A 25,450-nucleotide genomic window follows, 5' to 3' on the forward strand; every position below is an offset into this window, starting at 1 on the left:
CCTCATGTGGCGGCTGATGGTCGCCTGCCTGTCGTTGCTCGCAGCCGGTCCCTCCCAGGTGCAGGATGTGATCCGGCTGGCGCGCATCGCCGACATCCCCGATCAATATGTCGGCGGCGAGATGCTGCGGGCTGTCTATGCCAAGCTGAACATCAGGCTGGAGTTCGAGGACGTCCCCGGCAAGCGCGCGCTCGCGCTGTCGAGCGCCGGCGAGGTCGACGGCGAGATCCAGCGGATCGGAACGCTCGCGCGCGACTACCCGACGCTGGTCCAGGTCACGCCGGCGATCAACTACATCGAGCCCGCAGTGTTCGCGACCAGGCTCCGGTTCGACGTCGCCGGCTGGGATTCGATCAAGGACTACAGCATCGGCATCGTCCGCGGCGTCGGCTCCTCGGAAGCCGGCACGCGCGGCATGGCCCGCGTCACGGCGACCACCGGCCTCGACAACATGGTCAGGATGCTCGACGCCGACCGCTTCGACGTGATGGTCACCGACCTCTTCAGCGGCCTTGCCGCGGTGAGGAAACTCAATCTGCAGGCCAAGATCTACCCGCTCTCGCCGCCGCTCGAGCGCATCCACATCTACCACTATTTGCATGAACGCCATCGCGATCTGGTGCCGAAAGTGGGCAAGGTGATCGCTGAGATGGAGGCGAGCGGCGAACTGGCGGCGCTGCGCGAGGTCCTGGTCAAGCAGGTCCTGAGCGGGCCGTGAGAGCCGTCAGTCAGCTCATCCGAAGCCGCTCGCGCAATGCGACGGCTGCGATCAATATGCCGACACACCAGGCCACGACTGCGCGGTGAGGCTCCCCGCCGAGCAGCACGGTGAAGATGCTCGCGAGCAGGCACGGCGCGATGGCCTTGCCGTTGCGGCTCACGAGCGAGACGAGAAACGGCATCGCCGCGATCGATATCTGCAGAAGGTCCATGCAGGAAACGGTGTCGTGAGGCTTCAGACGCCGCAGCCGCCGGGTGCACGCGGGCGCTTGCCGCGCCGGCTTTCCACGATGCGCTCGCCGCCATTCTCGGCCGAGCTGCCGTAATAGCGGTGGTGACCGCTTTGGTCGTGTAGATCGGCCGTCTCCGATCGTCCGGCCCGACGCGCGTCGCAGATGATCTTGATGATGTGACCCGACATTGCCGCCTCCAGCAGAAATCTTGTTGTTTGTGGTCATCAGTCGCGACCGCTTCCGACGGCGTTCACGCGGCCGGGCCGCAATCGGGTTTCAGGACGGTTTCGTCGCTTGCGGCCCGCGCAATATTTTGCTTCGGGAATGTCGGCACCGCCTGCGGTGGGACGTCCTTGGGATCTGTGCAGAAAACAACGAGGTGACGATGCTTTACGCCATTCTGGCCTATCATGTGGAAGACGAGGTCACGTCCTGGACGCCGGAGCATGACGCCGCGGTCGTGGCAAAGGTCATCGCGGTTCAGGAGCCCTTGCGGGCAAGCGGACAGTTTGGGCCGGCCGCCCGTTTGGATGGGACCCGAAAGGCGCGCACCTTGCGTGGCCCGGGTGCAGGCATGGTGCTGGACGGGCCGTTTGCCGAGACCAAGGAGCAGCTCCTGGGCTTCCACCTGATGGAATGCGCCACCGAGGACGAGGCGATCGCGGCGGCGCGGAAGCTGCGTGCGGTCAATCCGACCGCGGTCTACGAAATCCGCCCGGTCAAGCTTTACGTGCCTGCCGATGGGTTCGGCGCGACGTCCGGGTGAGGCGCAGCCCTAGCCGCCCGGCCCGGTCCGCGCACCATAGAAGCGCTGGATCAGGAGCCCGCCGAAGGCGATGAACCAGACGAAAGGCGCGACGTGCGGCGCAAATGCCGCCACGATCGTGCCGGGGATGAACACCAGAAGCGGAAACAGCGAGGCCATGATCTCGTGGCGCCAGCTGCCGAGGATCGTCCACCACAGCCAGGCATTGAGCCCGGCAATCGCGGTGAGGTGCAGGCCGTAGAGCACCGCGACTGCACTGCTCCTGCCGTAATTGGTGTAGAGGCCGTTGGTGACAGGCAGCAGCACGATCGAGAGCAGGAAGAACAGGTTGAGGATCACCGCGCCGCGGCTGCTGACCGGCTGGCGCGCCAGCCGCCGGTGATGGCTGATCCAGAACACGCCGGCGATGATGAAGCTGAGCGCGAAGCCGGCGAGCTTGCCGGAATAGACATGGGCGAGGTCGCTCCAGTCGGGGGCGCTGGTAAACACCGCGGCCTTGGGCAGGTCGTAGGCCAAAAGCGTCATGGCGACACCGAAAATGGTGTTGCTGAGCGATTCCAGCCGCCGCATCTCGAACTGGTCGGGCTTGAGCTCGGTCATGTCGGGTGTGCGCAGCTGGAACTTCGGGCCGTCCTCCCCTAAATCCTAATTCAGGTTCCGTCCAGCCGCATTGCGATTCGCGATGGGATCGCCGACTCTCGCCCTTTCACCGGGGCGATTCGTGGCAACATATCTGGACACGCTCAATGCGGAGCAGCGCCGCGCCGTGGAGCATGGCGTGGCCGACGGCGCGACCGTGGGCGCCCCCCTGCTCGTCATCGCAGGCGCCGGCTCCGGCAAGACCAACACGCTGGCCCACCGCGTCGCGCATCTGATCGTCGCAGGTAGCGATCCGCGCCGCATCCTGCTGATGACATTCTCCCGACGCGCGGCGGCCGAGATGGCCGGCCGGGTCGAGCGCATCGCCCGTAAGGTGCTGGGCGAGAACAACGCCGCGATCATGCGCGATGCCCTCACCTGGGCCGGCACTTTCCACGGCATCGGCGCGCGGCTGCTGCGCGAATATGCCGAGCGGATCGGCGTCGACCCTGCCTTCACGATCCACGACCGCGAGGACTCCGCCGACCTGATGAACCTGGTCCGGCACGAGCGCGGGCTGTCGAAGACCGAGAGCCGCTTTCCGGCCAAGGGCACGTGCCTGTCGATCTACTCGCGCTGCGTCAATGCCGAGATGGAGATCGAGAAGGTGCTCGGCCAGCATTATCCCTGGTGTGCGGGGTGGGCCGCCGAGCTGAAGGGCCTGTTCGCAGCCTATGTCGAGGCCAAGCAGGCCCAGCATGTGCTCGATTACGACGACCTGCTGCTCTATTGGTCGCAGATGATGAGCGATGCGCTGATCGCGGAAGAAATCGGCGGCCGCTTCGACCACGTGCTGGTCGACGAATATCAGGACACCAACCGCCTGCAATCCTCGATCCTCCTGGCGCTCAAGCCCGACGGACGCGGGCTCACCGTGGTCGGCGACGACGCCCAGTCGATCTACTCGTTCCGCGCCGCCACCGTGCGCAACATCCTGGATTTTCCGCAGAGTTTCTCGCCCCGCGCGGAGATGATCACGCTCGACCGCAACTACCGCTCGACCCAGGCCGTGCTCGCCGCGGCCAATGGCGTGATTGGACTCGCACGCGAGCGTTTCACCAAAAACCTCTGGACCGACCGCACCGCCTCGCACAAGCCGCAGCTCGTCACCGTGCACGACGAGGCCGACCAGGCCCGCTACATAGTCGAGGAGGTGCTGGCGAACCGCGAGCAAGGCGCGCTGCTCAAGCACCAGGCGGTGCTGTTCCGGACGTCCTCGCATTCCGGCCCGCTCGAGATCGAGCTGACCCGCCGCAACATTCCCTTTGTGAAATTCGGTGGGCTGAAATTCCTCGACGCCGCGCACGTCAAGGACGTGCTGGCCTTGCTGCGCTTCGCCGAGAACCCGCGCGACCGCGTCGCAGGTTTCCGCATCCTGCATCTGTTGCCGGGTATCGGCCCCGCGACAGCGCAGCGCGTGCTCGATCAGATGGCGGAGAGCATGGACCCGCTGCACGCGCTGGCGCATCTCCCGGTGCCGGCACGCACCGGAGACGACTGGATCGCCTTCGTCCGCACGGTCGAGAACTTGCGCTATTCGGAATGGCCCGTCGATCTCGAACGCGTCCGGCTGTGGTACGAGCCGCATCTCGATCGCCTCCACGAGGATTCCGAGACGCGCCGCGCCGATTTGATGCAGCTCGAGCAGATCGCAAGCGGCTATCCCTCGCGCGAGAAATTCCTGACCGAGCTCACGCTCGATCCGCCGGACGCGACCAGCGACAAATCGGGTCCGCCCTTGCGCGACGAGGATTATCTGATCCTCTCCACTATCCACTCGGCCAAAGGCCAGGAGTGGAAGTCCGTGTTCGTGCTCAACGTCGTCGATGGCTGCATGCCGTCCGACCTCGGCGCCGGCACCAGCGCCGAGCTCGAGGAGGAGCGCCGCCTGCTCTACGTCGCGATGACGCGCGCCAAGGACGATTTGCACCTCGTCGTGCCCCAGCGCTTCTTCGTCCATGGCCAGGCCGCCAAGGGCGACCGCCACGTCTACGCCTCGCGCACCCGCTTCATCCCGGAGCAGCTGGTCTATCTGTTCGAGCGCACCGCCTGGCCGAAGTCCGCCCCAGGTGCAGCCCGCACCGCGGCGCAGGGGCCGAAGATCGACATCGGGGCGCGGATGCGGGGGATGTGGCGGTAGACGCAAGAGGCCGGTCGCGAGACCTGTCAGGATCAGTGGAACACAGAGGTCCGACATGAAAGCCGTCGTCGTCGAGCAATACGCCCCCATCGATCAGATCGAGCTGCAGGACGTTCCGTCCCCGCGCATCGAGCCTGGACAGCTGCGTGTCCGGGTGGAGGCCGCCGGGATCGGCTTCGTCGACGGTTTGAAGATCGAGGGACGCTATCAGACCAAGGATCCCCTGCCCTTCATTCCGGGAACGGAATTCGCAGGCGTTGTGACCGAGGCTCCCGGCGCCCCCGGCGGTTTCGAGCCGGGCATGCGTGTGATGGGCATGACGCGGTCTGGTGCGCTCGCCGAGGAGATCGTCGTCAGGCCCGAAGCGGTCTACCCGCTGCCGGACGGTGTTGCGGCCGAGGTCGCCGCCTCGTTTCGCGCCAATTATCTCACCGCGCTCTATGCGCTCAGTGCACGCGCCTCGCTCTGCGCGGGCGAACAGCTCCTGGTGCTGGGCGCGGCCGGCGGCACGGGAATCGCGGCGGTCCAGATTGGCAGACTGCTCGGCGCCCGTGTGATCGCAGCGGCCTCGACACCAGACAAGCGCACGTTCGCGCAACAACACGGCGCCGACGCTGTGATTGACTACACGCAGACCGGCTGGCGGGACACGTTGAAGGAATTGACCGGAGGACACGGCGCGGACGTGATCTTCGATCCCGTCGGTGGCGAGATCTCGGTGCAGGCGTTTCGCTCCATCGCTTGGCGCGGCCGCCATCTCGTGGTCGGTTTTGCGGCTGGTGCGATTCCGGCATTGCCATTCAACCTGCCATTGCTGAAAGGCGGCGCCCTGCTCGGCGTCGACCTCGCGCAGATTCCGGTGCGCGAGCCAGAGGTGCAGAAGCACCTGATGTCGCAGTTGACGGGCTGGCTCGCCGACGGCCAGCTGAAGCCCGTGGTCGGCCGCGTCTTCGCGCTCGAGGATTTCCGGGACGCGTTCAGGACCATGCAGACACGCGGGGCGCTCGGCAAGATGGTCGTGCGGATCTCAAAATAGGATGCATCGCCGCGCGGGATGTGGCGGTAGCGCCGGCTACGCGCTCAACCTGTCGAAGTGGACCTTGCCTGATTTCATCACCATCGGGATGTGCTCGCCCTGGCCGAGCAGGCAGGTGACATCGCGCAGCGGATTGCCGTCGACCACCAGCAGGTCGGCGATGGCCTCGGGTACGATCCGGCCGAGCCTGCCTTCCATGCCGAGCACCTCGGCGCCAATCACTGTCGCGCTGGCGATCACCGCTTGGGGACCGAGGATCTCGGCGCGAATGCGGAATTCGTCGCTCTGCAGGCGTTGCGAGGGGCCAAGCAGGTCGCTGCCGAACCCCATCTTGACGCCGGCGTCGCGATAGATCGCAAGCGAGCGCAGCCCGGCGTCGCGGACATCGGCGATCTTGGCGACGCTTTCCGGCGGCAGGCCGTATTGGGCGCCTTCGTTCGCCAGCGCCTCGTAGGTGATGAGCGTCGGCACCACATAGGCGCCCTTCTCGGCCATCAGGCGCGCGGTCGGCGCATCAACCAGGTTGCCGTGCTCGATGGTGCGCACGCCGCAGCGAACCGCGCGCTCGATGGCAGCGGCGGTGTAGGCATGGGCGAGCACATAGGTCTGGCGCCCGCGCGCCTCCTCGACGATGGCGCGGATCTCGTCCTCGGAATAGCCAAAGGCGCCGACCGGATCGGTCGGCGAGGCGACGCCGCCGGAGGCCATGATCTTGATCTGGTCGGCGCCCATCTGCAGCTCTTCGCGCGCGGCCTTGCGCACGCCGTCGACACCGTCGGCCACGCGCGCCAGCGCGCCGACCCGCACGCAGCACGGACATGGCGCGTCGCTGGCCAGATAATCCGAGCGCGCCCGCATGTCGCCATGGCCGCCGGTCTGGCTGAGCGCGCGGCCGGAGACGAACAGCCGCGGGCCGTCGGTGAGGCCTGTCTCGATCGCTTGCTTCAGCGCGTGGCCGGCGCCGCCGGCATCGCGCACCGTGGTGAAGCCCCGCCTGAGCATGCCGCGCAGCAGCAGGGTCGAGCGCAGCGTCACCAGCACGTTCGGCATGTGCACCTGCTGTGCCAGATTGAGCTCGACCGCGATCGCATGCACATGCAGATCGATCAGCCCGGGCATCAGCGTCTTGCCCTTCAGGTCGATGGTGCGATCGGCCGTGACATTGAGCGGCCGGTCCGAGACCTCCCTGATCACGTCGTCCTCGACCAGCAGGTGATAGCCTTCCAGCAGATCCGGCTGAAGCGGATCGAGCAGAGCGGCATTCTTGAAGAGGGTGCTGGGCATGGTCGTTTCCTGTCTGGTCAGGACTGTGTGAGCAGCGCGGGCAAGGCGAGCTGGGCGAACGGAAGGCACGCGGCGACATCGTCCTCGCCGTACCAGCCCGCTTCATGGAGCAGGTTGAGCGAGCCGAGCGTGCGCCCGCGCCAGCGCACGGGCATGTTGAGCACGCTCTCGCAGCCGAGTGAAGCGATCAGCTCGTGATCGGAGAAGACGTGGCGCAGATCGTCGATCGTGTAGCCGACATAGGCCTCGCCGCGATCGAGCACGGCCTCGGTCCACGGGCCGGGCGCCAGGCGCTTGCGTCCGCCCGTCGGATAAGGCCCAGGAAGATTGGAATAGATCCGCGCCGCTTCCCCGCTGCCGTCGTCATAAGTGAGGATCGTGAACAGCTTGTGCCCGATCGCCGACTTCAAGGCCTGGTCCAGCGCCGAGAACAGCGCATCGGGCTGATCCACCCTGCCCTGCGCAGCCGCTACAGCGCAGAGCAGCGGGTCGGCTCGGAATGTCGTCTGCCTCATGCGACTTCGCCCGCGGCGATGTCTTCCAGCGAACGGCCGCGGGTCGGCACGCCCATCACCACGACGGTGAGTGCGCCGATCAGCAGGACGCTGGTAGTGATGCCGAACACGCCGGCGAAGCCGAAATTGGGATAGAGGTAGCCGACCAGGATCGGCGACACGATCGCGCCGATGCGGCCGATCGCCGAAGCGAGGCCGGCGCCGGTGGTCCGCACCGGCGTGGGAAACACCTCCGCTGTATAAGCGTAGACGCCGGCATAGGTCCCGTTCATGAAGAACGACAGCAAAATGCCGGCAACCATGATGTGCTGGTCGGTCTGCGCGAAGGCGAGCCCGAGCGCGCTGATGCCGCCGAGCACCATGTAGGAGGCAATCGTGGCCTGCCGGCCGATGCGCTCGTTGAACCAGGCGGCGCTGAAGTAGCCGGGGATCTGCGCGCAATAGATCGCGATCGAATAGGCAAAGCTCTTGGTGATGCTCATGCCGTTCTGCACCAGCAGGCCGGGGATCCAGACGAAGAAGGAGTAATAGCTGAAGGTGATCGCAAGCCACATGATCCAGGTCATGATGGTGATGCGCGCCTGGCGGCCCGCCAGCAATGCGGCGAAATTGGCGAGCAGCGTCCCGCCGGTCACGGCGGGCGCTGCTGCTTCGACGACCGGTTGCGGCAGAACAACGCCCTGGTGCGCGAAGCCGGCCTCGATCTTGTCCAGCACCGCTTCGGCCTCCTTCGCCCTGCCCCGGCTCTCCAGCCAGCGTGGCGATTCCGGCAGCGCCCTGCGCCACCACAGCAGCATGACGACCGGCACCGCGGTGATCACCAGCACGATACGCCAGCCATTGTCATAGGCGGGAACGATGAAATAGCCGAGCAAGGCAGCCGCGACGAAGCCGAAGGAGAAGAAGCCCGCCAGCGCGCCGGTGAAGCTGCCGCGGAAGCGCCGCGCCACGAACTCGGCGAGATAAGGCGCGATGATCGCGCTTTCCGCGCCGGTGCCCATGCCCGCGACGACCCGAGCGGCGAAGAACGACGACCAGCTGTCCACTGCGGCGCTGACGATCGATGCGGCGCAATACAGCGCCAGCGCCGACATCATCACCGCGCGGCGGCCGATCAGATCACCGAGCGTACCCGCCAGCAGCGCGCCGAACAGGAAGCCGATATAAGTGCTGCTGCCGAGCACGCCGATCTGCACGCTCGTCAGATTCCAGGCGGTGCGCAGCACCGGCAGGATGAACGCCAGCACGGCCGCGTCCATCGCGTCGAACATGTAGCCGAGCCCGCCCATCAACAGCAGGTGCGTGTGGAAGCGCGCGTATGGCAGGCGCTCGATACGCGCCGAGATCATCGACATGTCAGTCCCCTCTGTCCGGCGGCCCGGCCTCCGCAACTCCCTGGGGGAACCATAGACAAAGAGATATTATCGTCATAATTTATAATCATGATCTAGTACATCACTGTGGTGAATGTTCTGTCGTTTCGATCGCTCGACCTCAACCTGCTGAAAGTGTTCGAAGCCCTGATGACCGAGGGCAGTGTCACGCGCGCCGCAAACGCGCTGACGATGACCCAGCCTGCGGTCAGCAACGCGCTGGCGCGGCTGCGCGAGGCGCTCGGCGATCCCCTGTTCGTGAGGTCCGGTACCGGAATCCGTCCGACCCAGCGCGCCGTGGTGCTGTGGGAGCCGATCGGCGAGGCGCTCGAGCGCGTTCGCGGCGCGCTCGACGAGCAGGTGTTCGATCCGAGCCGTGCGCAGACCGAGTTCAGCCTCTCGATGTCGGACTACGTCGCCTCGCTGGTGATGCCAGACCTGCTCGGCCATTTCGGCAAGGTCGCACCCAAGGCGCGCGTCCACACCGTCCCCAACACCATCCTGGAGATCGCCGATCAGCTCGAAGACAATCGCGTCGACTGCGTGCTCAGCGTCTATGTCAACGAGGCGCAGCAGCCGGCCGCCATCCGCTCGCGCTCGCTGTGGACGGTCGATTACGCCTGCTTCATGCGGCGCGGACATCCGCTCGCCGCACAGAAGCGGCTGAGCACACGCAGCTTCCTCAACGCCGGACATGTCGACGTGAGTCTTGCCGGCAAGACCTTGCCGTCTTACGACCTCTTCCTTGCCTCGCGCGGACTGTCGCGTAACCTGGTCGCTACGGTCAATCACTACAGTGCCGCCTACGAGGTCGTGCGCCAGTCCGACCTGATCGCGGTGCTGCCGAGCGACCTGCGCTCGCAATCAAGGCACGCGCCGTTCCTGCACGCCATGCCGCTTCCGCTTCGCGCGCCAGCGCGCATCGTCAGCCTGTTCTGGCACCAACGCAACGACACCGTGCCGGCGCAGCGCTGGCTGCGCGAGACCCTGGTCGGGATGTTCGCCAAAACCGACTGACGACGCGGGCCGAAACCCGACACGATCCAAAAAGGAAACGGTGGGTTTCTCGAACCAGTATTGTTGCACCGGTCACCGCGGCCTAGCTCCACCGAAACGATGCCCTCCCCACAGTGACCGGCGCAAGCTGCGTCCGCAGAGACTGATCAATGACCGCCCCCCTTCAATTCGGACTGGACACCTTTGGCGACGTCACCAAGGACGCCTCAGGCGCGGTGCTTCCCCATGCGCAGGTGATCCGCAACGTCGTCGACGAAGCCGTGCTGGCTGACGAGCTCGGCCTCGACTTCATCGGCCTCGGCGAGCATCACCGCGCCGACTTCGCGATCTCCTCGCCGGAGACCGTGCTGGCGGCGATCGCCTCGCGCACCAAGCGCATTCACCTCGGCTCGGCCGTGACGGTGTTGTCGTCGGACGATCCGATCCGGGTGTTCCAGCGCTTTGCGACGCTCGATGCACTCTCGAACGGACGCGGCGAGGTGATCCTCGGCCGCGGCTCGTTCACCGAATCCTTTCCGCTGTTCGGCTTCGACCTGCGCAAATATGAAGAGCTGTTCGAGGAGAAGCTCGATTTGTTCGCGGCGCTGCTGTCGCAGAAGCCGGTGACCTGGGAAGGCAAGCTGCGTCCACCGCTGCGGGACCAGTTGGTCTATCCCCCGGTCGAGAACGGCACGCTGAAAACCTGGATCGGTGTCGGCGGCAGCCCGCAGTCGGTCGTGCGCGCCGCTCATTACGATCTGCCGTTGATGCTCGCGATCATCGGCGGCGATCCCGCGCGGTTTGCGCCCTTCGTCGATCTCCATCACCGCGCCGCCAAGGAGTTCGGCCGCACCGCCCAGCCGATCGGCGTGCATTCGCCCGGCTATGTCGCGGAGACGGACGAGCAGGCGCGCGCAGAGCTATGGCCCGACTACAAGGCGATGCGCGACCGCATCGGCAAGGAGCGCGGCTGGCCGCCGATGGGCCGCGACGAATTCGTCAGCGAAGCCGAGCACGGCTCGCTCTATGTCGGCTCGCCGGAGACGGTCGCGCGCAAGATCGCGAAGACCGCAAAGGCGCTCGGCATTTCGCGCTTTCAGCTGAAGTATTCGGCAGGGCCGTTGCCGCACGAGAAGCTGATGAAGAGCATCGAGCTCTATGGGCGGAAGGTGGTGCCGATGGTGCGGGAGATGATGGGGTGAGAAACTCGCGTCAGTCCGTTCGCCCTTCGGGCTTCGCCGGACACCACGCCTCGCCCTTCAGGCATCGCGTGGCTGCGCCACGCGTAGCCCGAAGGGCGAAGCGTGGTGGGGGAGGCAGGACTCGAACCTGCGAAGCCATGAGGCGGCTGATTTACAGTCAGCTCCCTTTGCCACTCGGGACACTCCCCCGCTCGACGGCAGCACAATCGGGCCGGACCTTGCCGGCGGACCGAAGACGGCCATGGAACGTGAGGCCGCGACAGCCCGGATGGGGGCGCGACCGGGCGCGGTTATGGGCGAAGCGGTGGGGTAAAGTCAACCGAGGCGTTCGGGGAAAATGGTCCATAATGGCCTCAGGAGATGGCCAAATTGCCATATTCCGGAACCCGTGACACAAGCGCAGCCATGAACGATCGAGAATTCGCACCCAAGGGCCGTCGCCGGGACGGTAAGCCCTTCAAGAAGGCCGAGAAATCGGCCGGTCGCCCGGCCCGGCGCGACCGCGATTCGGCAACCGACGGGCCGGTCATCCTCTATGGCTGGCACTCCGTTTCCATGGCGCTGGCCAACCCCCAGCGGCGGATTCGCAAACTGACGTTGACCGAGAACGCGGCCAAGCGATTGGCGGACGAAAACATCGCGACCCCAGTCACGCCCGAGATCGTCCGGCCTCAGGAGATCGACCGCCTGCTGTCACCCGATGCCGTGCACCAGGGCCTGCTCGCCGAAGCCGATCCCCTGCCCTCGCCCGATATCGAGACCTTGAAGCAGGAAGGCATGGTGCTGGTGCTCGACCAGATCACCGACCCCCACAATGTCGGCGCCATCCTGCGCTCGGCCGCAGCGTTCGCGGTCAAGGCGATCGTCACCACCGCACGCCACAGTCCGGAGGCGACCGGCGTGCTGGCGAAGGCCGCATCCGGCGCGCTCGAGCTGGTGCCGATCATCACCGTGCAGAACCTCGCCCGCGCGCTCACCGCGCTGAACGAACGCGGCTTCCAGACCGTCGGGCTCGACAGCGAAGGCAGCGAGGACCTCTCGGACGTCGCGCTGCGCGAGCCGCTCGCGCTCGTGCTAGGCGCCGAAGGAAAGGGTCTGCGGCAATTGACGCGCGAGACCTGCAGCGTCGTGGCGCGGCTCGACATGCCCGGCGAGATCAAGAGTCTCAACGTGTCGAATGCCGCCGTGCTTTCGCTCTATGTCGGCGCAAGCCGGCTGGGGCTGATGAAGCGGTAGAAAAGCAAAACGCCCGTTCGCATCGCGCGAACGGGCGTCTCGTCACTCGACCGATCAGAGATCAGTAATAGCGGCGCAGCACGCGGTGACCGCCGTAGTACGGCATCGGCGCGTGGCGGTGGGCGTAGCCGTAGCGCGGACCGTGGCCGTAGTGCACGCGCGGCAGATAGCCGTAGCGCGGACCATAGCCATAGCGATACGGACGGTAATACGGCCGGTGATAGGGAGCGGCAGCGGCGCGATAGCCGTAGCCGTAATTGGCGGGCGCGACGACCGCGTCTTCACGATAGGTCGGATACGGCGCGAAGGCGCCCGGGCCGGTGTAGGTCGGACCCTGGTTGACGTGGTAATATTGCGTGGTCGGCTCGGCGAGACGCTCATAGGCGCCGTAGCCATAGCCGCCGCAACCGGTGTTGCAGCCGGAATAGACCGGCGCGACCGGCTGGCACGGGTTAAAGCCGCAGGCCGCGGCTGGTGCCGTGGCGACGAACATCACGGCGGCTGCCGCGACCAGTCCCGAAATCATCTGACGCATTACTCTCTCCTGTTGATTTCCGTTTTTGTTGGATCTTGACGTTTCTTAACCCGGCGGCCTGCCGGGGACTTGGACGTGCGGCCGCGGTCGCGGTGGCCGCGGACGATCGTTGATCTCGGGCGCGTAGATCACCGGCGGCGGATCGACGGGCGGATCCATCTGCGCCGGAAGCGGCGCCGATTGCGCACCCCAGCTCTGGTGATAGCTCTCGGCGGGCTTGGGCAATTTGCGGTTCGCGGGCGGCTCGACCTCGAGCCGGCCGTAGCCGGGCCGCAGGCCCAGCGTCGGATAATAATGACCGACATGTTCGGGCTGCCGCTCGGCGACATAGCGCCCGCCATAGATCGTGGGCTGCACCTGCTGGTTCTTGCCGAGGCCCCAGACACCCTCGACGACGGCGTAGGACGCATCGATATTGTTGATGATGATAGGCACGCCGGGGCGGCCGGGCACGACGACGTCGAAGCCGCCGGCAAAAGCCGTCGCAGGCAGTCCGATCAGAAGGGTGGCGAGCGCCACAGCGCGCATGAGGAAACCCCGGTTATCCGGCTGCAACCTACCCGATCACCACGCAGAGAGGGTTAAGGCCTGCTCACCAACTTCCGGTAAGCCTAATGCGTAAGGATCGCGCGCCGCTCAAATGCTGCAAAGCGGGCTAGCGAAGCGTTAACGGCGCATGGTGTCGCCGCCGCGGAACCGCGCCGTGCGCTCACATCCGTTTGACCTTGGTGTAACGAAAATCCACCGGTTTCATCGGAACGTCCGGCGTCGCAAGCGTTTAGCTCTCGTCAACAAAATGGGAGCCAACAACCATGAACATCAAGCTACTCGGAGCGACGGCGATTGCGGCGACCATGCTGGCAGGCTCTGCCATGGCGCAGGCGGTCGTCAACGAACCCGGCCGCTGCGCGGCGCAATTCCCCAATGCCAACTGCAAGAACCTCGGCCCCGGCAATCCCTACACCGATCGTGGATCCCGCCATCACCGCATGTCCTACCGTCAGACCAACACCTATCGTCAGGCCAATGGCGATTGGAATAACGATTGGAACAGGAGCCGCACCGGCTTCTGGCCGACCGACGTCGCGGCCGGCGTAGCCGGCGCCGCGATCGGCACCGCCGGCGCGATTGCCTCGGCGCCGTTCCGCGCCTGGGACAATTCCTATGCCTACGACAATTCGTGGGACAACCGCGGTTGGGACAATCGCGGCTGGGACACCCGCACCTACGCCCAGCGTAACGGCTTCGTCTGTACGCCCGGCACCTGGTTCAAGGGACAAGACGGCCGCCGGCACATCTGCCAGTAAGGCGATTCAGCTCTAGCGCGAAACATCAGGCGGCCGTCAAGGCCGCCTGATTCATGTCCGCCAGGACGCGCCTTGGGGTTCTGGCACTTTCCGATCAAGTCTGGTATTGCGGCGCGCACGGGCAGACAGCCCCGGCTCAGCCGGCCCTGCCCGCGTCGCCGGCTTAGCTCAGCGGTAGAGCAGCGGTTTTGTAAACCGAAGGTCGGGGGTTCAATCCCCTCAGCCGGCACCAGCCTCTGACACCCTCATCCCGCGCGCTTTGCCGCGCTGCTCTGCTGGAAGTGCTCGGCACCTGTGATCTCCACCCAGCGATGTTTCGACTGCTCGAACACCGACCTGACCGGCGCCGGGAAGTCCGGATTTGCGATCGCGCCGACGGCGACAGCGATCATTCCCGGCAGATTGTCGGCTTGCCAATAGACCGTTGACCCGCAGTCGGGACAAAAATGGCTGCGCACCTTGCCGCCACTCGCGGCGGTCCGAACATAGGGCTTTGACGCTCCAGAGATCGTGACGGTCTCTGCGGCGTAGAAAACGCCGATACCGAACGGCGCGCCGGTCCGTCGCTGACAGTCGAGGCAGTGACAGGCGACGACGAGGCGCGAGGGTCCCGGAAGCGACAACGAAAGCGCGCCGCAGCTGCATCTGGCATCGATCATGGAATCTGGTCTCCCTTGACGGCAGATAGAGTTGAAGAGGCAGCGGTGCCCGTCTCAAATGACACGTTGCAGCGCGCTCCGCACACCTCAGAGCCTCACTCCGTCCCGACCTCGAACGCCAGCAGCACGTTGCCGGCGACGCCGCTCCATTGTCCGTAGCCGGAATTGGTGTAGAGCATGCCGCCGGCGATGACCGGGCCGGGGCCATCGATCGCGCCGCCATGGGCGGGGACGCCGTTCACCGCCTTGAAATCCTGCGCGGTGTCGAACTCCCACACGAGCTTGCCGTCGGGAGCGTAGGCGCGCAGGAAGCCGCTGACGCCGCCGGAAAACACCACGCCCGGGATCAGGCTCACCGCCGCCGAGAGCGCGGGGCTGCATTGCGGGCGTTCGCCGCAGGCGACCGGCGGCACTTCCATCACAACTTTTCCGCTGGCGAGGTCGAGGCCGAACAAGCCGCCGCCTTGCGTGGAATCGAGCTGCCGCGTGCCGTCCCGTTTGAAGCGCAGGTCGGAATTCGCGACATAGATGCGCTCGCCGTCCGCGGCCGAGCCCCATTCGCTGCCGCCGAGCGAACCGCCCTTCCCGATCCGGGTTTGCCACAGGATCTTGCCGCCGTCGTCGGGATCGAGCGCGTGCACGACGCCGGATTTCTGCGCGATGGCGAGCACGCGCCTGCCGTCGTGCAAGGTCACGAGGATCGGCGACTGGCCGAAATCGTGATCGGGCCCGTGATCCTCGGGACAATTGGTCTTGTCTGCATTGTAGCAGGCGACGACGAAGGCGTCCTTGGGCGTCGCCTGCTGCTTCCACAGCAGCTTCCCGGTCGCGAGCTCGAAAGCGAGGATCGCATCGGCGGTCGCGGCCGGCGGATTCGAATAGGAATTGCTCGTCGCGACATAGACCGCGCCCCGCTTCGCATCGATCGTCGGCGCCGACCAGATCGCGGCGCCGGACGGACCGAAGAGCTGCGTGCCCCTGGCATTCTTGCCGGTCGGATGCGGCACTTCCGGAATCGTATAGGCCTGCCAGATCGTCTTGCCGGTCGCGGCGTCCAGCGCCACGACGCTGCCGCGGAAGGTGCAGCATTCGTAACCGGCTTGCGAGCCTGCCGCTTCCTCGATCGAGGACACCGGCACGTAGAGCACGCCGGCATGCAGCGTCGGAGCGCCGGTGATGCGCGCGGCGGCATGCTCCTCGACTTTGGCCTTCCAGATCAGCGCGCCGGTCAGCGCATTGACGGCGTAGGCGTTGGCACGCAAATCCCCGAAGAAGATCGCGTACTGATCGGAGCCCGGAAGCTGAGCAAAACTGATCGCGGCGCGCACCGCCGCATCGATCGCCAACGTCCACAGCGTGCAGCCGCTTCGCGCGTCGAGCGCGTGCATCTTGCGATCCGTGCCGCCGATGAACAGCATCCCGCCGACGATGGCGGGCGGCGCAAACGACACCGATGCGCCGGGAAAGGCATAAGCCCATTTCAACCGCAAACGCGGCACCTGCGCCGCGGTCAGCCCCGCCATGTCGGCCGGCTGGAAGCGGCTGTTGCCGGCATCGACGCCCCATCCGTTCCAGCGCGGGCCGTCGAGGGCTTGCGGAAAGCCGCTTCCCGGCTGCGCGCAGCGGCCGTCCGCGTCGGCGGTAGCGCCGCTCGTCGGCATCTTGCCGGTGACAAAGGACGCTATGGCGCGGCGTTCGGCATCGCTGCGATCCTTCGTCATCGCCGCCATGCTGCCGGAGGTCAACGTTCCCAGCACGTGGTCGAACGACATCGCCTGCATGGCGCTCCGGGCCGGCACGCGGGTCTGCGCCTCGCTGTCGTGGCATTGCGCGCAATGCGCTGCATAGAGCGCGGCCCCTTCCTGTGCCAACGCTGGCGCACTGCACCAGATCAGCAACGCGGCGGAGATGGCACGAGCGCTCATGGTGGGCTCCGGCATGCGATCGCTTCACACAACCCGAAGTCTATCGCCGCCGCGATCGCGGGCGCAATGGACGTTGTGCCTGCTTCTGTCACGCACCCGTGCGATCGGGATCCGGCAACTCGTCGAGCCGCCAGAGCCCGAGGCTCTTGTCGCGCCAGCCGCCGTCGCCCTCCTCGCAGCGCTCGTCGATCAGCTCGCGCGGTGCGGGCCAGTCGAACGGCGCCTTCGTCATGTTGAGCGCGCGCCAGTCGCCGTCCTCGCAATCGCGATTGTCCTCGATCTCCGGAAACGTCGTGACGAGCAGGAATTGCGCGCCGCTCTCGCGAAAGCGGGCGGTGACGCGGGCGATGTTCTGAAAGCTCAGATGCACCAGGCAATCCCGGCACAGGATCAGGTCGGCGCGCGGCAGTGCATCGCGCGTGACATCGGCAACCAGGAATCGGCCGGCCAGTTCGCCATCCGCCACGCGCTTGTTGTTGGCCTCGACCAGCGACGGCACGATGTCGATGCCGACGTAGTCGATATCGAGCTTGATGCGACCGATCCAGCCGGCATCGCCGCAGGGCGCATCGAGCAGCGAACGCGCGCCGAGCCGTTGCAGCAGCGGTGGAAGCGCCTCCCGAACCGCGGCGGTCGCCATGTCCTCCGACCCGAGCCCGGAGACCGAGCTGGCAGCGCCCCAGAGGTTCGTCCGCTCGATCCGCTCGAACCGCGCGGCGAGATCGAGGCCCGCGAAATTGTCGCGGTCGGCGACGAAGCGTTCGTGGGCCAGCACGGGGGGACGATTGGCGATCATCGGATCAGACACAGGTCGAAATTTGGTCGCAAGCACCATACATCGCGTGCATCCCATTCGAAATTGCCTGACCGGGCGTCAGCCAACATCCGGACCCGATGCGCTCCATGACGACCAAAGAGACGGCCAGGATCGCCGCCGGTGCGGTGACGGCCGTGGTGATGACGGCGGTGCTGTTTGCAATCGCCATGGCATTTCTGCTGGCGCCCTAGGTGGCATGAGCACCCCGAACATGGGGCCAAATCGGAACCAAAGGCGCACCTGGTTCGTTCTCGACCCATGCGAATCCGCGAAGAAAACCGAAACATGTTTCTGCTGGTGACAGTGACACTGTGCTGTACCGCAGTTGCCGGCACATTGACGCTGCTCGAGCCGACGCTTGGGCCGGCCCCCGAAAGGCAGGTCGCCGAGCGAGCGATGATCGACGTCACCCGGGTATCGGATCAAACTCCGGTTCGGGTGGTGGGCGCACCGTTCGAGCCCAACGTTAATCCGCGCGCGCGATAGCCCTCACCTCGGCGATGCCTCCGTGCCCTCCTGGGGCCGGCTTTGGGCACGTGCCAATTCCTCCACGAACGCGATCACCTCCGCCCGCTTGTGGGGCGGGAGCGACAGGAACGCGCGGATGAGCCTCAGGCCCTCCACTTCGTGCGACCGTTCTTTTCCGGAATCCATCCGCCTAATGTCGTGCGACCGGGAAAAATATGCAATCCCTTGCGAACGACCTTGATTCGGCGCGGTCGCTTTGCTGGAATAGGGCCCGGCTGAGGTGAAGCATGAAGTGGATCAGGGAGCGCGACGCGCTCATCGCGCAGACGATGGCCTTCGTCCAATCGGTGACCGGCAAGAAGGACGACCTCCTTCAGCCGGATGCGCCGTCGGATTCTTCGGCGGCAACCGTCGAGGCCGTCCCGGTCGAGGCCGTCATGGTCGAGATCAAGCCGCCCCCACCCCCTCCGCATCCTCAGCCCGCCCGGCATTCGCCGCCGCGGGCGGTCGGTGATTTCCGTACCGAGATGCAGGCCCGCATTGCCAATTTCCGTAAGCATCAGGAGCGGTTCGAGCGCGAGCGCGAGGAATATTGTGCCGAAACCCTGACCAAGTTGCGCGCCGCCATCCGCGACGTCCCTAGCCCGCCGGCCAAAAAGTAAGGTCCCCCTCCCGCGGGAGGACCTATAGCCAAGACCACACCAGCCACAGATTGGCCGCGCAGGCGCCGAATAGCGCCAGCGTCAGCGGCAGGAGCATGTGCCCGCAGGAGGTCTTCAGGTCGCTCGTCATGGCGGAAAACATCCGCTGATTCCGCCAAACGAGTCCCAGGGATTCTTTTTTTCGCGATTCAGGACTCGTTAAGGACTCACGGCCCGGCACGCGCGATCACGGCCCCGTGATCACCCCTCGCCCGGAACCTGCCGGCCGGCCCGACCGTTAACGGGCTTTCCTGGAGCGGGAAGAGATGCCCTACGCCCTGTTCTGCAACGACGCCCAGATCAGCAAGGCCTATCCGAGCGAATCCGACATCTGGCAGCTCGCGGAGCGGAGCGGCCTGGTCGTCGATGTCAGCCCCGACGAGGACCGTCCGGGGCCACGCCGAGTGCTCGACAATGATTACGAGATCAGGCCCTGCCGAGCCGCCCAGGGCGAGGACCCTGCCAAGAACAAGGCCGAGGCCGAGCGCCAGTCCAAGATCGAGCTCGAGCTGAATTCGTGAGGTGCCGCCGGCGGACGCCGCAGGGGATCAGGGCGTTGCTGTCGCCAGCGAGGCCTGCTCACCCGGCATCACCACACAGGCCTTGCGGCGGTGCAGCCCGCGGATCGCCCCGGTGACCTTCAGCACCTTGCCCGACGGGCAGGACGCGTCCTTGACGAAGGCCACCTCGTAAGGTGCCAACATCAGAGGCTCGGATTTGAGGATTGTCTGTGCAGAGCACGGTACACAGAAGAAGCACGAGAGCACCGCTGCCGACACCAAGATACGCATGTCCGTCGTCCCACCAGCCCGGTAATTCTCATATAACGCGTTCCGGAGCGCGAGTTCCGTAAGCGGCAAAAATTATTTTTGCTTTACCCGAGCCCCATGACACGCGTGAGAAGGCGCGCGTCGGAATGTTTGTCTGCAAATGACGCGCCAGATGGTTCACGCATTGCAAATACTGGGGTGGCCGCCGGGCGGGCGGACAAGCGAAAGGCCGGCGGAGCCGGCCTTTGCCTGGATGCGTGGTCGTCTGGGTGCGGGTCAGTAGCGCGAGGCTGCCGGACCGCCCCAGCCGAAACGGTAGTTCACACCGACCTTGACGGTATGCTCGTCCTCCCGGCCGCGGACGCCGACGACGTCGACCGGACCGGAGGTGAAGGTGGTGCTGCCGAAATTATAGTACTGGTACTCGGCCTTGGCGGACCAGTTCGGCGCGAACATGTATTCGAGGCCGGCGCCGACCGTGTAGCCGTCCTTGCTGTTGCCGGTCGCAGTGAAGGCCTGCGGCACCCCGGCGATGTTGACGCCGAGATTGTTATTGCGCCAGGCGTAGCCGCCCTTGGCGTACAGCAGGGTCGGTCCCCAGGTGTAGCCGATGCGGCCGGTCACCGACCCGAGCTGGTCGGTGTTGGAGGTCACCTGCGTGCCCAGCGGGAACGTGACACCATTGTTGTTGGTCGGCAGCCAGGAATACTGGGCCTCGATACCCACCACCCAATTGGGCGCGAACTGGTAGTCGAAGCCGCCCTGCACGCCGCCCAGGAAGCGGGCGTCGCTGGACTGGAAGCTGCTGTCGCCGGCAAACGTGCCGCCGACATGGCCACCGATGTAGAAGCCGGTCCAGTTGTAGATCGCCTGTGGCGGCGTATAGGCCGGCGCCTTGGTGTAGGTGCGCGGCTGCATGTCCGCGGCTGCAGCCGGCGCGGCCAGCGCAAGCACAGCGGCTGCACCCAGCAAAATCGATCTCATGATCATCCCCGTTCTTTCATTTACGACACTCAGGAAACAACGTGGCGTGAATTGGGTTGCTTCGCGGCGATGCCGGAACGTTGATCGTTCGTTACTGTGACGGGGTGGCAACATCGCGATTTTGTTCCGTCACGTCGCCCGCGCCGACTGTTTTTGTCGCCTGCGGAAGTCCTGCCGTAACAATTTGTCGCAACACGAAACCGCCCCGTTCAAAGCTCCCCGAAATGTGATCCAGCGAGCTCCGGCACCAGCCTTTCTAGCACCGACCGATGAAAGCGGGCTTTGCGCTACCGCGTCATCTTTTCGAGTTCCGGAAAGGGTACGTAAACCGCGCCGGCACAGAGCTCGCTGGTGCGGTCGACGACACGGTCCGCGCGTCCGTTGACGAAGATCACGGCGCGTTCCCGCATGGCCTTGTAACTGCCATCGGTCTCGCGCGGGGTGAAGTGCAGACAGCTCACATAGAACTGCCGGCCGCCGACTTCGCGCTGGACCGGCTCTGCCATGCTGGCCTCGCGCACGCCGACCGGGTTGTTCAGGTAGGTGCGCATCAGGGCCAGCGTGTCGCTGCGGAAATTGTCGGGAAACGGCTGCGGCCCTCCGGCCTGGGTCCCGCCGATGAAGGTTGGACGGTCACCATCACTGCCGAAACATGCCGCAAGCGCCAACGGCAAGGCCAGGACGGATGCCAAGCGCACCGCAAATTTCGCCAATCGCCCCACAGATTCCGCTCTCCACGCGAACAGACTTACGGGGATGTTCTAGCCCCAAGGGCGCGCAAAGGGAATTCAGTCCTGCGCGAGAGGCCCTGTCAGCAACGCGCCGCACCGCCGCCGGCACTCGCGCTTTCGCGCAGGTGCCGGGACGGCCTGAAATCCGTACGCGGCGGCGGGCAATGCACGGTGCCGCCGCGCGGGATCAGACGTTAGCTGCGCTTCTCGGTGGTCAGCGGCTTGGTCGCCTCCGGCTGCGCCTTCAGCTTCTTCGCCGACAGGTGCTTGTGGTGATGGCGATGGGTGCGCACCGTCTTGTGCTCGTCCGGCGTCACGGCCGCGTTGGCGTTCATCGCCTTCGACTTGGTATCCACCTTGGCGTCCGCCTTGACGTCGGTCGCCTTGGTGTCGGCCTTGAGGCCGGCCTCGGGTTTCGCGACGGTGGTCGAAGCCTTGGTCTGGCTCTGGTCCGCCTTGATCACCGGGGCGGTCGTGGTGGTCTTGCCGGCCTCGGCGGCGAAGGCCGGGGCTGCGATCACGGTAGCTGCGAGCAAGGCTGCGGAAATGGTCTTCAGCATGGTGGTCTCCTCTTGGAAGGATCTCGAGGCGGCGCCCTCTCGCCTACCCTTCGATCGTAGGTGGAGCCTAGGGACGGCGCACTGAACCCAATCTGAAGCCCCTTGCAGGCTTCCGTTCATCTCGATGACTAGTTTGTCATCTGCCCTGGACGACCAGATCGTGCGATGCGGGAATGTTTTTGGCTGACGGGTGTTTCGGTCTTCAGGCAATCGTGTAGGATCGCCACGTTCCATACGGGAGAATTTAGATGCGCAAACTCTCAATGCTTGTCGTGCCGGGACTTGTCGCCATGTCGCTGGCGGCCGCACCGGTGCTGTCGAGCGCCTATGCCGCCGGCAGCGACGAGCCCTCCTCGCCGCCGAAGTCGGACTCGTCCTCGTCCAAGAAGGGCAAGAAGAAGAGCTCTTCCGTCAGCGATCCCAAATTCCTCTCCGCCTATCGCACCGCCTACACCGCGATCTACGACAACCACGACTACTCCGGCGCGATCGGTCAGTTGAAGTCGCTGAAGCGCGACGACGTCGCCGACGTCGCCAATCTGATCGGCTACTCCTATCGCAAGCTCGGCGACTATCAGTCGTCGAAGGTCTATTACGAGCTGGCGCTGAAGGACGATCCGAACCACGTCCGCACCTGGCAGTATTACGGCCTCTGGCAACTCGAGCAGGGCAACCGCGAACAGGCGCAGTATCATCTGAACAAGATCGCCTCGCTCGCCGGCACCGACAGCTCCGAATATCGCTCGCTTGCGGCAGCCCTCGACAAGCCGACCGGCGCGACGCTCGTCTACTGAACCTCGCATCGTCGCATGACGCGAACGGGCACAACCTTCCCGGTTGTGCCCGTTCCGCTTTCTCGGCTAGCCTCCCGCACCAATCCTCCCCGCAAAAATTGGTGTGCAATGGACAATTGGCTGCGATCCGCGATCGACTACATCGGCTCCTGGATCGAATTCCAACTGACGACAATCCAGCAGCCAGGCGTCATCGTCGCAATCGCGCATCGCGGCGAGATCGTCGCCGAGCATGCATTCGGCCTCGCCAATCTCGACACCGGCGAGAAGCTGACCCCGCGCCATCGCTTCCGGATCGCTTCCCACTCGAAGAGTTTTACGTCGGCCGGCATCATGAAGCTGCGCGAGCAGCGCAAGCTTGGGCTCGACGACCTCATCGGCGACCATGTCGGCGGCCTGCATCCGCGCGTCGCCGAGACGACGATCGCACAGGTGCTCTCACACAGCGCCGGGCTGACGCGCGACGGCGTCGATTCCGGCCAGTTCATCGACCGCCGCCCCTATCTCGACGCCAAGGAGCTGCTCGCGGAATTGAAGCTGCCGACCGCGATCGAGGCCGGCACCCGCTTCAAATATTCCAATCACGGCTTTGGTCTGCTCGGCCTCGTCATCGAAGCCGTGACGAAGGAGCCCTACTCCGTCTGGATCAAGCGCGAGATCGTGGAGGCCGCGGGCCTGCGCGAGACCGAGCCGGACGCACCGCTTGCCAAGGGTGCGCCGTTCGCGCGCGGCCATACGCGAAAGGTTCCGCTCGGCGAGCGTTGTGTGATCCCCGGCGACAACCCCGCGCACGCGATGGCGTCGGCCGCAGGCTTCATGGCGACCGCCGGCGACACCGCGCGCTTCTTCGCGCAGCTTGCGCCGAATGCCAGAAGAAGCGTGCTGTCGGCCGCAAGCCGCCGCGAGATGACGCGTCATCATTGGCGCATCCCCCAGAGCTTCGAGGGCTATTACGGCCTCGGGGTCAATGCCGGCAAGACCGACGGCTGGGACTGGTTCGGCCATGGTGGCGGCTTCCAGGGCTATATCTCGCGAACCTGCGCCATCCCGGCCTGCGAGCTTTCGATCAGCATCCTCAGCAATTCAATCGACGGCGCGGCGCCGTTCTGGATGGACGGCGCGATGCAGATATTGCGCGTCTTCCAGACCCGCGGCGCACCTGACCGCCGTCTGCGCGACTGGACCGGCCGTTGGTGGACCATCTGGGGAGCGAATGATCTCGTGCCCACCGGCAACCGCGTGCTCGTCGCCAATCCGCAATTCAACAATCCCTTCATGGATGCCGCCGAAATCGAGGTCACCGGCCGTGACACCGGCAAGCTCTCCTGGGCTGCCGGCTATTCCAGCCATGGCGAGCCGGTGCGCCGGATCCGCGACAAACGCGGCAAGATCAGCGAGATCTGGGTCGCGGGCGCCAACGTGAAGCCGGAGCGCGTCGTCGCGAAGGAGATCGTGCGGAGATACAAGCCGCGCAAAAGCAGGCCTACTCCCTGATCAGGGCCTCGACCTCACTGCGAAACGCCTGCCGCGAGCCGCCTTGCGAATAGAACATGTGGCCACCGGGATAGACGACGAACTTCACGCGCTGCGTCTCGAAAGCGGGCAATTGATCTAGCACACGCTTCGTTCCGAAATAGGGCGTGGCGAGATCGAACAGGCCGTGCGCGACCAGCACGTTCAGCTTGGCGTCGGTGGCGAGGATCTGGCGCAGCTCGGACACCGATTGCGGCGGGTTGATGCCCCGTCCGAAATCCCAATGACCTTCCACGGTGCCGTTCAGCACCTCATAGGAGCCGTCGGGCTTCCAGTTGAGCTTGCGCGAGAGCACGTCGACGGCCGCACTCGTCAGCGGCGCCTGAAGCGCATCGCCCGAGGGATCGCCGAACCGCGAGCTGCTCGAATCCGGATAGGGATCGAAGCCGCGCACGGAGGCGTCGTAGCGTCCCGTCACCTTGCCGTTCTTGCGGTCGAATTCGCGGCGGAATTCGCCGACGTCGAAGCGCCCGGCGAGGCGGCGGCTCACCGCCTGGTCGATGCCGGTAAGCGCAGCGACCTTGTCGGCCAGGCGATTGGTGGCCTCCTTGTCCGCCTCGCCCTTGACGAGGTCGGCCAGGAATTCCCCGCGCGCGTAAGCCTCGACATCGGCGAGGTCGGCGCGCTTGATCGGCCCTTTAGCTTCGCGCGCCACCGCCACATAGCTCGGCAAGGTCGCGACATATTGCAGGAGGCTGGTGCCGGTGAACTCGCGGAAGTCCAAGAGCGGCGACACCAGGATCAAGCCCTTGACGCCGACGCCATGCTGGAGCTGCAGCTGGCGCACGACCTTGGGCCCGCGAATGCCGCCATAGCTCTCGCCCGCCACGTATTTCGGCGAGGTCAGGCGGTCGTGTTTCTCGAGCCAGCGGCGGATCACGAGCGCGATCGCGTTGACGTCGCCGTCGACGGAATAGAACGATTTTCGCGCATCGTCGCCGCTCGCGATGAAGCGACTGTAGCCGGTGCTGACGGGATCGATGAAGACGAGGTCGGTGAAATCGAGCCAGGTCTCGGCGTTCGGCTTCACCTCGGGCGATGCCGACGGCGACAGCGCATCGCCATCGAGCGGCAGCCGCCATGGACCGGCCGCGCCGAACTGCAGCCACGCCGAGGATGCACCGGGTCCGCCGTTGAACAGGAACGTGACGGGGCGCGTGGCGCGGTCGGCGCCGTCGAGCTGGTAGGACGTGTAGGCGATGTCGGCCAGCGGCTCACCCTTGCCGTCGAACACGCGGATGGAGCCGGCGGTCGCGGCGAAGTTGAGGGTACGGCCGGGCAGCTCCAGCGTCTGCTTCGTGGTCGTATCAGGCGGCAGGCGATGCGGCTCGCCCGCCGACGGCGCAGCCTGCGTCGCACCTTGCGCATTGCCGGCGCGCCCGCCCTTCTGTCCGGCGGGCGCTGCCGTCTCGGAGCGCGGCTGCGGCGGATCCTCCGCACGCGCAACGCTTGCGAATGCGACCGCGGACGCGGCCAGCACCAGCCCGGTTCGTCGCAGCCTCGGCAAGATCGCGCGCATAATCGTT

29 protein-coding genes and 2 tRNA genes are annotated in these 25,450 nt (G+C 65.7%); 14 read left to right on the forward strand and 17 right to left on the reverse strand.

Features of this window, described 5'->3' with window-relative positions; genetic code table 11:
* The first annotated feature begins 4 nt into the window (after nucleotides 1–4).
* A complete protein-coding gene (locus XH83_RS22550) occupies nucleotides 5–718 on the forward strand; it encodes an ABC transporter substrate-binding protein (RefSeq protein ID WP_194402933.1) in 714 nt (237 codons plus the stop codon).
* 10 nt (nucleotides 719–728) lie between these two features.
* Here XH83_RS22550 and XH83_RS22555 read toward each other — a convergent pair whose 3' ends face one another.
* The gene (locus XH83_RS22555; RefSeq protein WP_194402934.1) at nucleotides 729–932 is read right to left on the reverse strand and encodes a hypothetical protein; all 204 of its coding nucleotides are present in this window, start codon (nucleotides 930–932) and stop codon (nucleotides 729–731) included.
* 23 nt (nucleotides 933–955) lie between these two features.
* Nucleotides 956–1,141 carry a hypothetical protein gene (locus tag XH83_RS22560; protein WP_194402935.1) on the reverse strand — a complete coding sequence of 62 codons (186 nt, stop codon included), beginning with the start codon at nucleotides 1,139–1,141 and terminating at the stop codon, nucleotides 956–958.
* A gap of 197 nt (nucleotides 1,142–1,338) precedes the next feature.
* Between XH83_RS22560 and XH83_RS22565 the strand changes: the two genes are divergently transcribed.
* Nucleotides 1,339–1,719, forward strand: a complete 381-nt coding sequence (locus tag XH83_RS22565) for a YciI family protein (protein WP_194408367.1) — start codon at nucleotides 1,339–1,341, stop codon at nucleotides 1,717–1,719.
* Nucleotides 1,720–1,728: 9 nt separating this feature from the next.
* Here XH83_RS22565 and XH83_RS22570 read toward each other — a convergent pair whose 3' ends face one another.
* A complete protein-coding gene (locus tag XH83_RS22570) occupies nucleotides 1,729–2,319 on the reverse strand; it encodes a TMEM175 family protein (protein ID WP_194402936.1) in 591 nt (196 codons plus the stop codon).
* Between the two features lie 121 nt (nucleotides 2,320–2,440).
* Between XH83_RS22570 and XH83_RS22575 the strand changes: the two genes are divergently transcribed.
* Together XH83_RS22575 and XH83_RS22580 are read left to right on the forward strand one after the other, a co-directional pair.
* On the forward strand, nucleotides 2,441–4,498 hold the full coding sequence (locus tag XH83_RS22575; RefSeq protein ID WP_194402937.1) for an ATP-dependent helicase: 2,058 nt from the start codon (nucleotides 2,441–2,443) through the stop codon (nucleotides 4,496–4,498).
* Between the two features lie 55 nt (nucleotides 4,499–4,553).
* Complete coding sequence (locus XH83_RS22580) at nucleotides 4,554–5,534, forward strand: NADPH:quinone oxidoreductase family protein (RefSeq protein ID WP_194402938.1); 981 nt, start codon at nucleotides 4,554–4,556, stop codon at nucleotides 5,532–5,534.
* 36 nt (nucleotides 5,535–5,570) lie between these two features.
* Here XH83_RS22580 and XH83_RS22585 read toward each other — a convergent pair whose 3' ends face one another.
* Genes XH83_RS22585 through XH83_RS22595 form a run of 3 tightly spaced genes read right to left on the reverse strand, consistent with a single transcriptional unit; the run spans nucleotide 5,571 to nucleotide 8,688 of the window.
* A complete protein-coding gene (locus XH83_RS22585; protein WP_194402939.1) occupies nucleotides 5,571–6,818 on the reverse strand; it encodes an amidohydrolase family protein in 1,248 nt (415 codons plus the stop codon).
* A gap of 17 nt (nucleotides 6,819–6,835) precedes the next feature.
* Complete coding sequence (locus XH83_RS22590) at nucleotides 6,836–7,333, reverse strand: GAF domain-containing protein (protein ID WP_194402940.1); 498 nt, start codon at nucleotides 7,331–7,333, stop codon at nucleotides 6,836–6,838.
* On the reverse strand, nucleotides 7,330–8,688 hold the full coding sequence (locus XH83_RS22595) for an MFS transporter (protein WP_194402941.1): 1,359 nt from the start codon (nucleotides 8,686–8,688) through the stop codon (nucleotides 7,330–7,332). The genes XH83_RS22590 and XH83_RS22595 overlap by 4 nt, the downstream gene beginning before the upstream one ends.
* A 168-nt stretch (nucleotides 8,689–8,856) precedes the next feature.
* On the opposite strand from XH83_RS22595, the gene XH83_RS22600 reads away from it, so the two are divergent.
* Nucleotides 8,857–9,723 carry a LysR family transcriptional regulator gene (locus XH83_RS22600; RefSeq protein WP_249132135.1) on the forward strand — a complete coding sequence of 289 codons (867 nt, stop codon included), beginning with the start codon at nucleotides 8,857–8,859 and terminating at the stop codon, nucleotides 9,721–9,723.
* 149 nt (nucleotides 9,724–9,872) lie between these two features.
* Nucleotides 9,873–10,904 (forward strand): LLM class flavin-dependent oxidoreductase, encoded by a 1,032-nt coding sequence (locus XH83_RS22605; RefSeq protein ID WP_194402942.1) that lies wholly within the window; start codon nucleotides 9,873–9,875, stop codon nucleotides 10,902–10,904.
* A gap of 103 nt (nucleotides 10,905–11,007) precedes the next feature.
* Here the strand turns inward: XH83_RS22605 and XH83_RS22610 are convergent.
* Nucleotides 11,008–11,093 (reverse strand) — tRNA-Tyr (locus tag XH83_RS22610).
* Between the two features lie 216 nt (nucleotides 11,094–11,309).
* Here XH83_RS22610 and rlmB point away from each other — a divergent pair.
* Nucleotides 11,310–12,140: a 23S rRNA (guanosine(2251)-2'-O)-methyltransferase RlmB gene (gene rlmB / locus XH83_RS22615; protein ID WP_194402943.1), complete on the forward strand. Its 831-nt coding sequence runs from the start codon at nucleotides 11,310–11,312 to the stop codon at nucleotides 12,138–12,140.
* A 61-nt stretch (nucleotides 12,141–12,201) separates the two neighbouring features.
* Here the strand turns inward: rlmB and XH83_RS22620 are convergent, their stop codons facing one another.
* Nucleotides 12,202–12,675: a hypothetical protein gene (locus XH83_RS22620; protein WP_194402944.1), complete on the reverse strand. Its 474-nt coding sequence runs from the start codon at nucleotides 12,673–12,675 to the stop codon at nucleotides 12,202–12,204.
* 45 nt (nucleotides 12,676–12,720) lie between these two features.
* Complete coding sequence (locus tag XH83_RS22625) at nucleotides 12,721–13,203, reverse strand: hypothetical protein (RefSeq protein ID WP_194402945.1); 483 nt, start codon at nucleotides 13,201–13,203, stop codon at nucleotides 12,721–12,723.
* 284 nt (nucleotides 13,204–13,487) lie between these two features.
* On the opposite strand from XH83_RS22625, the gene XH83_RS22630 reads away from it, so the two are divergent.
* Together XH83_RS22630 and XH83_RS22635 are read left to right on the forward strand one after the other, a co-directional pair.
* Nucleotides 13,488–13,982: a hypothetical protein gene (locus XH83_RS22630; protein WP_194402946.1), complete on the forward strand. Its 495-nt coding sequence runs from the start codon at nucleotides 13,488–13,490 to the stop codon at nucleotides 13,980–13,982.
* 157 nt (nucleotides 13,983–14,139) lie between these two features.
* Nucleotides 14,140–14,214: transfer RNA gene (locus XH83_RS22635), tRNA-Thr, on the forward strand.
* A gap of 13 nt (nucleotides 14,215–14,227) precedes the next feature.
* Here XH83_RS22635 and XH83_RS22640 read toward each other — a convergent pair.
* From XH83_RS22640 to XH83_RS22650, 3 genes are all read right to left on the reverse strand, one after another.
* Nucleotides 14,228–14,641 (reverse strand): GFA family protein, encoded by a 414-nt coding sequence (locus tag XH83_RS22640; protein WP_194402947.1) that lies wholly within the window; start codon nucleotides 14,639–14,641, stop codon nucleotides 14,228–14,230.
* A gap of 95 nt (nucleotides 14,642–14,736) precedes the next feature.
* Nucleotides 14,737–16,566, reverse strand: coding sequence for a PQQ-binding-like beta-propeller repeat protein (locus XH83_RS22645; protein ID WP_194402948.1), 1,830 nt, complete (start codon nucleotides 16,564–16,566; stop codon nucleotides 14,737–14,739).
* An 88-nt stretch (nucleotides 16,567–16,654) separates the two neighbouring features.
* Nucleotides 16,655–17,362, reverse strand: a complete 708-nt coding sequence (locus tag XH83_RS22650) for a class I SAM-dependent methyltransferase (protein WP_194408369.1) — start codon at nucleotides 17,360–17,362, stop codon at nucleotides 16,655–16,657.
* Between the two features lie 306 nt (nucleotides 17,363–17,668).
* On the opposite strand from XH83_RS22650, the gene XH83_RS22655 reads away from it, so the two are divergent.
* The 3 genes from XH83_RS22655 (at nucleotide 17,669) to XH83_RS22665 (ending at nucleotide 19,073) form a co-directional block, all read left to right on the forward strand.
* On the forward strand, nucleotides 17,669–17,869 hold the full coding sequence (locus XH83_RS22655; RefSeq protein ID WP_194402949.1) for a hypothetical protein: 201 nt from the start codon (nucleotides 17,669–17,671) through the stop codon (nucleotides 17,867–17,869).
* Nucleotides 17,870–18,138: 269 nt separating this feature from the next.
* A complete protein-coding gene (locus XH83_RS22660; protein WP_194402950.1) occupies nucleotides 18,139–18,513 on the forward strand; it encodes a hypothetical protein in 375 nt (124 codons plus the stop codon).
* Nucleotides 18,514–18,818: 305 nt separating this feature from the next.
* Nucleotides 18,819–19,073: a hypothetical protein gene (locus tag XH83_RS22665; RefSeq protein WP_194402951.1), complete on the forward strand. Its 255-nt coding sequence runs from the start codon at nucleotides 18,819–18,821 to the stop codon at nucleotides 19,071–19,073.
* A gap of 27 nt (nucleotides 19,074–19,100) precedes the next feature.
* On the opposite strand, the gene XH83_RS40400 is transcribed toward XH83_RS22665, so the two are convergent.
* From XH83_RS40400 to XH83_RS22685, 4 genes are all read right to left on the reverse strand, one after another.
* Nucleotides 19,101–19,343, reverse strand: a complete 243-nt coding sequence (locus XH83_RS40400; RefSeq protein WP_194402952.1) for a DUF6719 family protein — start codon at nucleotides 19,341–19,343, stop codon at nucleotides 19,101–19,103.
* Between the two features lie 255 nt (nucleotides 19,344–19,598).
* Nucleotides 19,599–20,306 carry an outer membrane protein gene (locus XH83_RS22675; protein ID WP_194402953.1) on the reverse strand — a complete coding sequence of 236 codons (708 nt, stop codon included), beginning with the start codon at nucleotides 20,304–20,306 and terminating at the stop codon, nucleotides 19,599–19,601.
* 287 nt (nucleotides 20,307–20,593) lie between these two features.
* Complete coding sequence (locus tag XH83_RS22680; protein ID WP_194402954.1) at nucleotides 20,594–21,028, reverse strand: hypothetical protein; 435 nt, start codon at nucleotides 21,026–21,028, stop codon at nucleotides 20,594–20,596.
* 203 nt (nucleotides 21,029–21,231) lie between these two features.
* Complete coding sequence (locus XH83_RS22685; RefSeq protein WP_194402955.1) at nucleotides 21,232–21,597, reverse strand: His-rich protein BRANT; 366 nt, start codon at nucleotides 21,595–21,597, stop codon at nucleotides 21,232–21,234.
* A 248-nt stretch (nucleotides 21,598–21,845) separates the two neighbouring features.
* Between XH83_RS22685 and XH83_RS22690 the strand changes: the two genes are divergently transcribed.
* Nucleotides 21,846–22,391 (forward strand): tetratricopeptide repeat protein, encoded by a 546-nt coding sequence (locus tag XH83_RS22690; RefSeq protein WP_194402956.1) that lies wholly within the window; start codon nucleotides 21,846–21,848, stop codon nucleotides 22,389–22,391.
* Between the two features lie 108 nt (nucleotides 22,392–22,499).
* The gene (locus XH83_RS22695) at nucleotides 22,500–23,885 is read left to right on the forward strand and encodes a serine hydrolase (RefSeq protein WP_194402957.1); all 1,386 of its coding nucleotides are present in this window, start codon (nucleotides 22,500–22,502) and stop codon (nucleotides 23,883–23,885) included.
* Here XH83_RS22695 and XH83_RS22700 read toward each other — a convergent pair.
* Complete coding sequence (locus XH83_RS22700; RefSeq protein ID WP_194402958.1) at nucleotides 23,875–25,443, reverse strand: S10 family peptidase; 1,569 nt, start codon at nucleotides 25,441–25,443, stop codon at nucleotides 23,875–23,877. The two genes, XH83_RS22695 and XH83_RS22700, sit on opposite strands and share 11 nt — an antisense overlap.
* Between the last annotated feature and the right edge of the window lie 7 nt (nucleotides 25,444–25,450).

The sequence above is a fragment of the Bradyrhizobium sp. CCBAU 53351 genome (assembly GCF_015291745.1).
GTDB lineage: Bacteria > Pseudomonadota > Alphaproteobacteria > Rhizobiales > Xanthobacteraceae > Bradyrhizobium.

What these genes read in the sequence shown, in the direction of transcription:
- XH83_RS22550 (WP_194402933.1), top strand. Translation starts at nt 5, where the DNA reads ATGTGGCGGCTGATGGTCGCCTGCCTGTCGTTGCTCGCAGCCGGTCCC.
- XH83_RS22555 (WP_194402934.1), bottom strand. Translation starts at nt 932, where the DNA reads ATGGACCTTCTGCAGATATCGATCGCGGCGATGCCGTTTCTCGTCTCG.
- XH83_RS22560 (WP_194402935.1), bottom strand. Translation starts at nt 1,141, where the DNA reads ATGTCGGGTCACATCATCAAGATCATCTGCGACGCGCGTCGGGCCGGA.
- XH83_RS22565 (WP_194408367.1), top strand. Translation starts at nt 1,339, where the DNA reads ATGCTTTACGCCATTCTGGCCTATCATGTGGAAGACGAGGTCACGTCC.
- XH83_RS22570 (WP_194402936.1), bottom strand. Translation starts at nt 2,319, where the DNA reads ATGACCGAGCTCAAGCCCGACCAGTTCGAGATGCGGCGGCTGGAATCG.
- XH83_RS22580 (WP_194402938.1), top strand. Translation starts at nt 4,554, where the DNA reads ATGAAAGCCGTCGTCGTCGAGCAATACGCCCCCATCGATCAGATCGAG.
- XH83_RS22585 (WP_194402939.1), bottom strand. Translation starts at nt 6,818, where the DNA reads ATGCCCAGCACCCTCTTCAAGAATGCCGCTCTGCTCGATCCGCTTCAG.
- XH83_RS22590 (WP_194402940.1), bottom strand. Translation starts at nt 7,333, where the DNA reads ATGAGGCAGACGACATTCCGAGCCGACCCGCTGCTCTGCGCTGTAGCG.
- XH83_RS22595 (WP_194402941.1), bottom strand. Translation starts at nt 8,688, where the DNA reads ATGTCGATGATCTCGGCGCGTATCGAGCGCCTGCCATACGCGCGCTTC.
- XH83_RS22600 (WP_249132135.1), top strand. Translation starts at nt 8,857, where the DNA reads ATGACCGAGGGCAGTGTCACGCGCGCCGCAAACGCGCTGACGATGACC.
- XH83_RS22605 (WP_194402942.1), top strand. Translation starts at nt 9,873, where the DNA reads ATGACCGCCCCCCTTCAATTCGGACTGGACACCTTTGGCGACGTCACC.
- rlmB (WP_194402943.1), top strand. Translation starts at nt 11,310, where the DNA reads ATGAACGATCGAGAATTCGCACCCAAGGGCCGTCGCCGGGACGGTAAG.
- XH83_RS22620 (WP_194402944.1), bottom strand. Translation starts at nt 12,675, where the DNA reads ATGCGTCAGATGATTTCGGGACTGGTCGCGGCAGCCGCCGTGATGTTC.
- XH83_RS22625 (WP_194402945.1), bottom strand. Translation starts at nt 13,203, where the DNA reads ATGCGCGCTGTGGCGCTCGCCACCCTTCTGATCGGACTGCCTGCGACG.
- XH83_RS22630 (WP_194402946.1), top strand. Translation starts at nt 13,488, where the DNA reads ATGAACATCAAGCTACTCGGAGCGACGGCGATTGCGGCGACCATGCTG.
- XH83_RS22640 (WP_194402947.1), bottom strand. Translation starts at nt 14,641, where the DNA reads ATGATCGATGCCAGATGCAGCTGCGGCGCGCTTTCGTTGTCGCTTCCG.
- XH83_RS22645 (WP_194402948.1), bottom strand. Translation starts at nt 16,566, where the DNA reads ATGAGCGCTCGTGCCATCTCCGCCGCGTTGCTGATCTGGTGCAGTGCG.
- XH83_RS22650 (WP_194408369.1), bottom strand. Translation starts at nt 17,362, where the DNA reads ATGATCGCCAATCGTCCCCCCGTGCTGGCCCACGAACGCTTCGTCGCC.
- XH83_RS22655 (WP_194402949.1), top strand. Translation starts at nt 17,669, where the DNA reads ATGTTTCTGCTGGTGACAGTGACACTGTGCTGTACCGCAGTTGCCGGC.
- XH83_RS22660 (WP_194402950.1), top strand. Translation starts at nt 18,139, where the DNA reads ATGAAGTGGATCAGGGAGCGCGACGCGCTCATCGCGCAGACGATGGCC.
- XH83_RS22665 (WP_194402951.1), top strand. Translation starts at nt 18,819, where the DNA reads ATGCCCTACGCCCTGTTCTGCAACGACGCCCAGATCAGCAAGGCCTAT.
- XH83_RS40400 (WP_194402952.1), bottom strand. Translation starts at nt 19,343, where the DNA reads ATGCGTATCTTGGTGTCGGCAGCGGTGCTCTCGTGCTTCTTCTGTGTA.
- XH83_RS22675 (WP_194402953.1), bottom strand. Translation starts at nt 20,306, where the DNA reads ATGAGATCGATTTTGCTGGGTGCAGCCGCTGTGCTTGCGCTGGCCGCG.
- XH83_RS22685 (WP_194402955.1), bottom strand. Translation starts at nt 21,597, where the DNA reads ATGCTGAAGACCATTTCCGCAGCCTTGCTCGCAGCTACCGTGATCGCA.
- XH83_RS22690 (WP_194402956.1), top strand. Translation starts at nt 21,846, where the DNA reads ATGCGCAAACTCTCAATGCTTGTCGTGCCGGGACTTGTCGCCATGTCG.
- XH83_RS22695 (WP_194402957.1), top strand. Translation starts at nt 22,500, where the DNA reads ATGGACAATTGGCTGCGATCCGCGATCGACTACATCGGCTCCTGGATC.
- XH83_RS22700 (WP_194402958.1), bottom strand. Translation starts at nt 25,443, where the DNA reads ATGCGCGCGATCTTGCCGAGGCTGCGACGAACCGGGCTGGTGCTGGCC.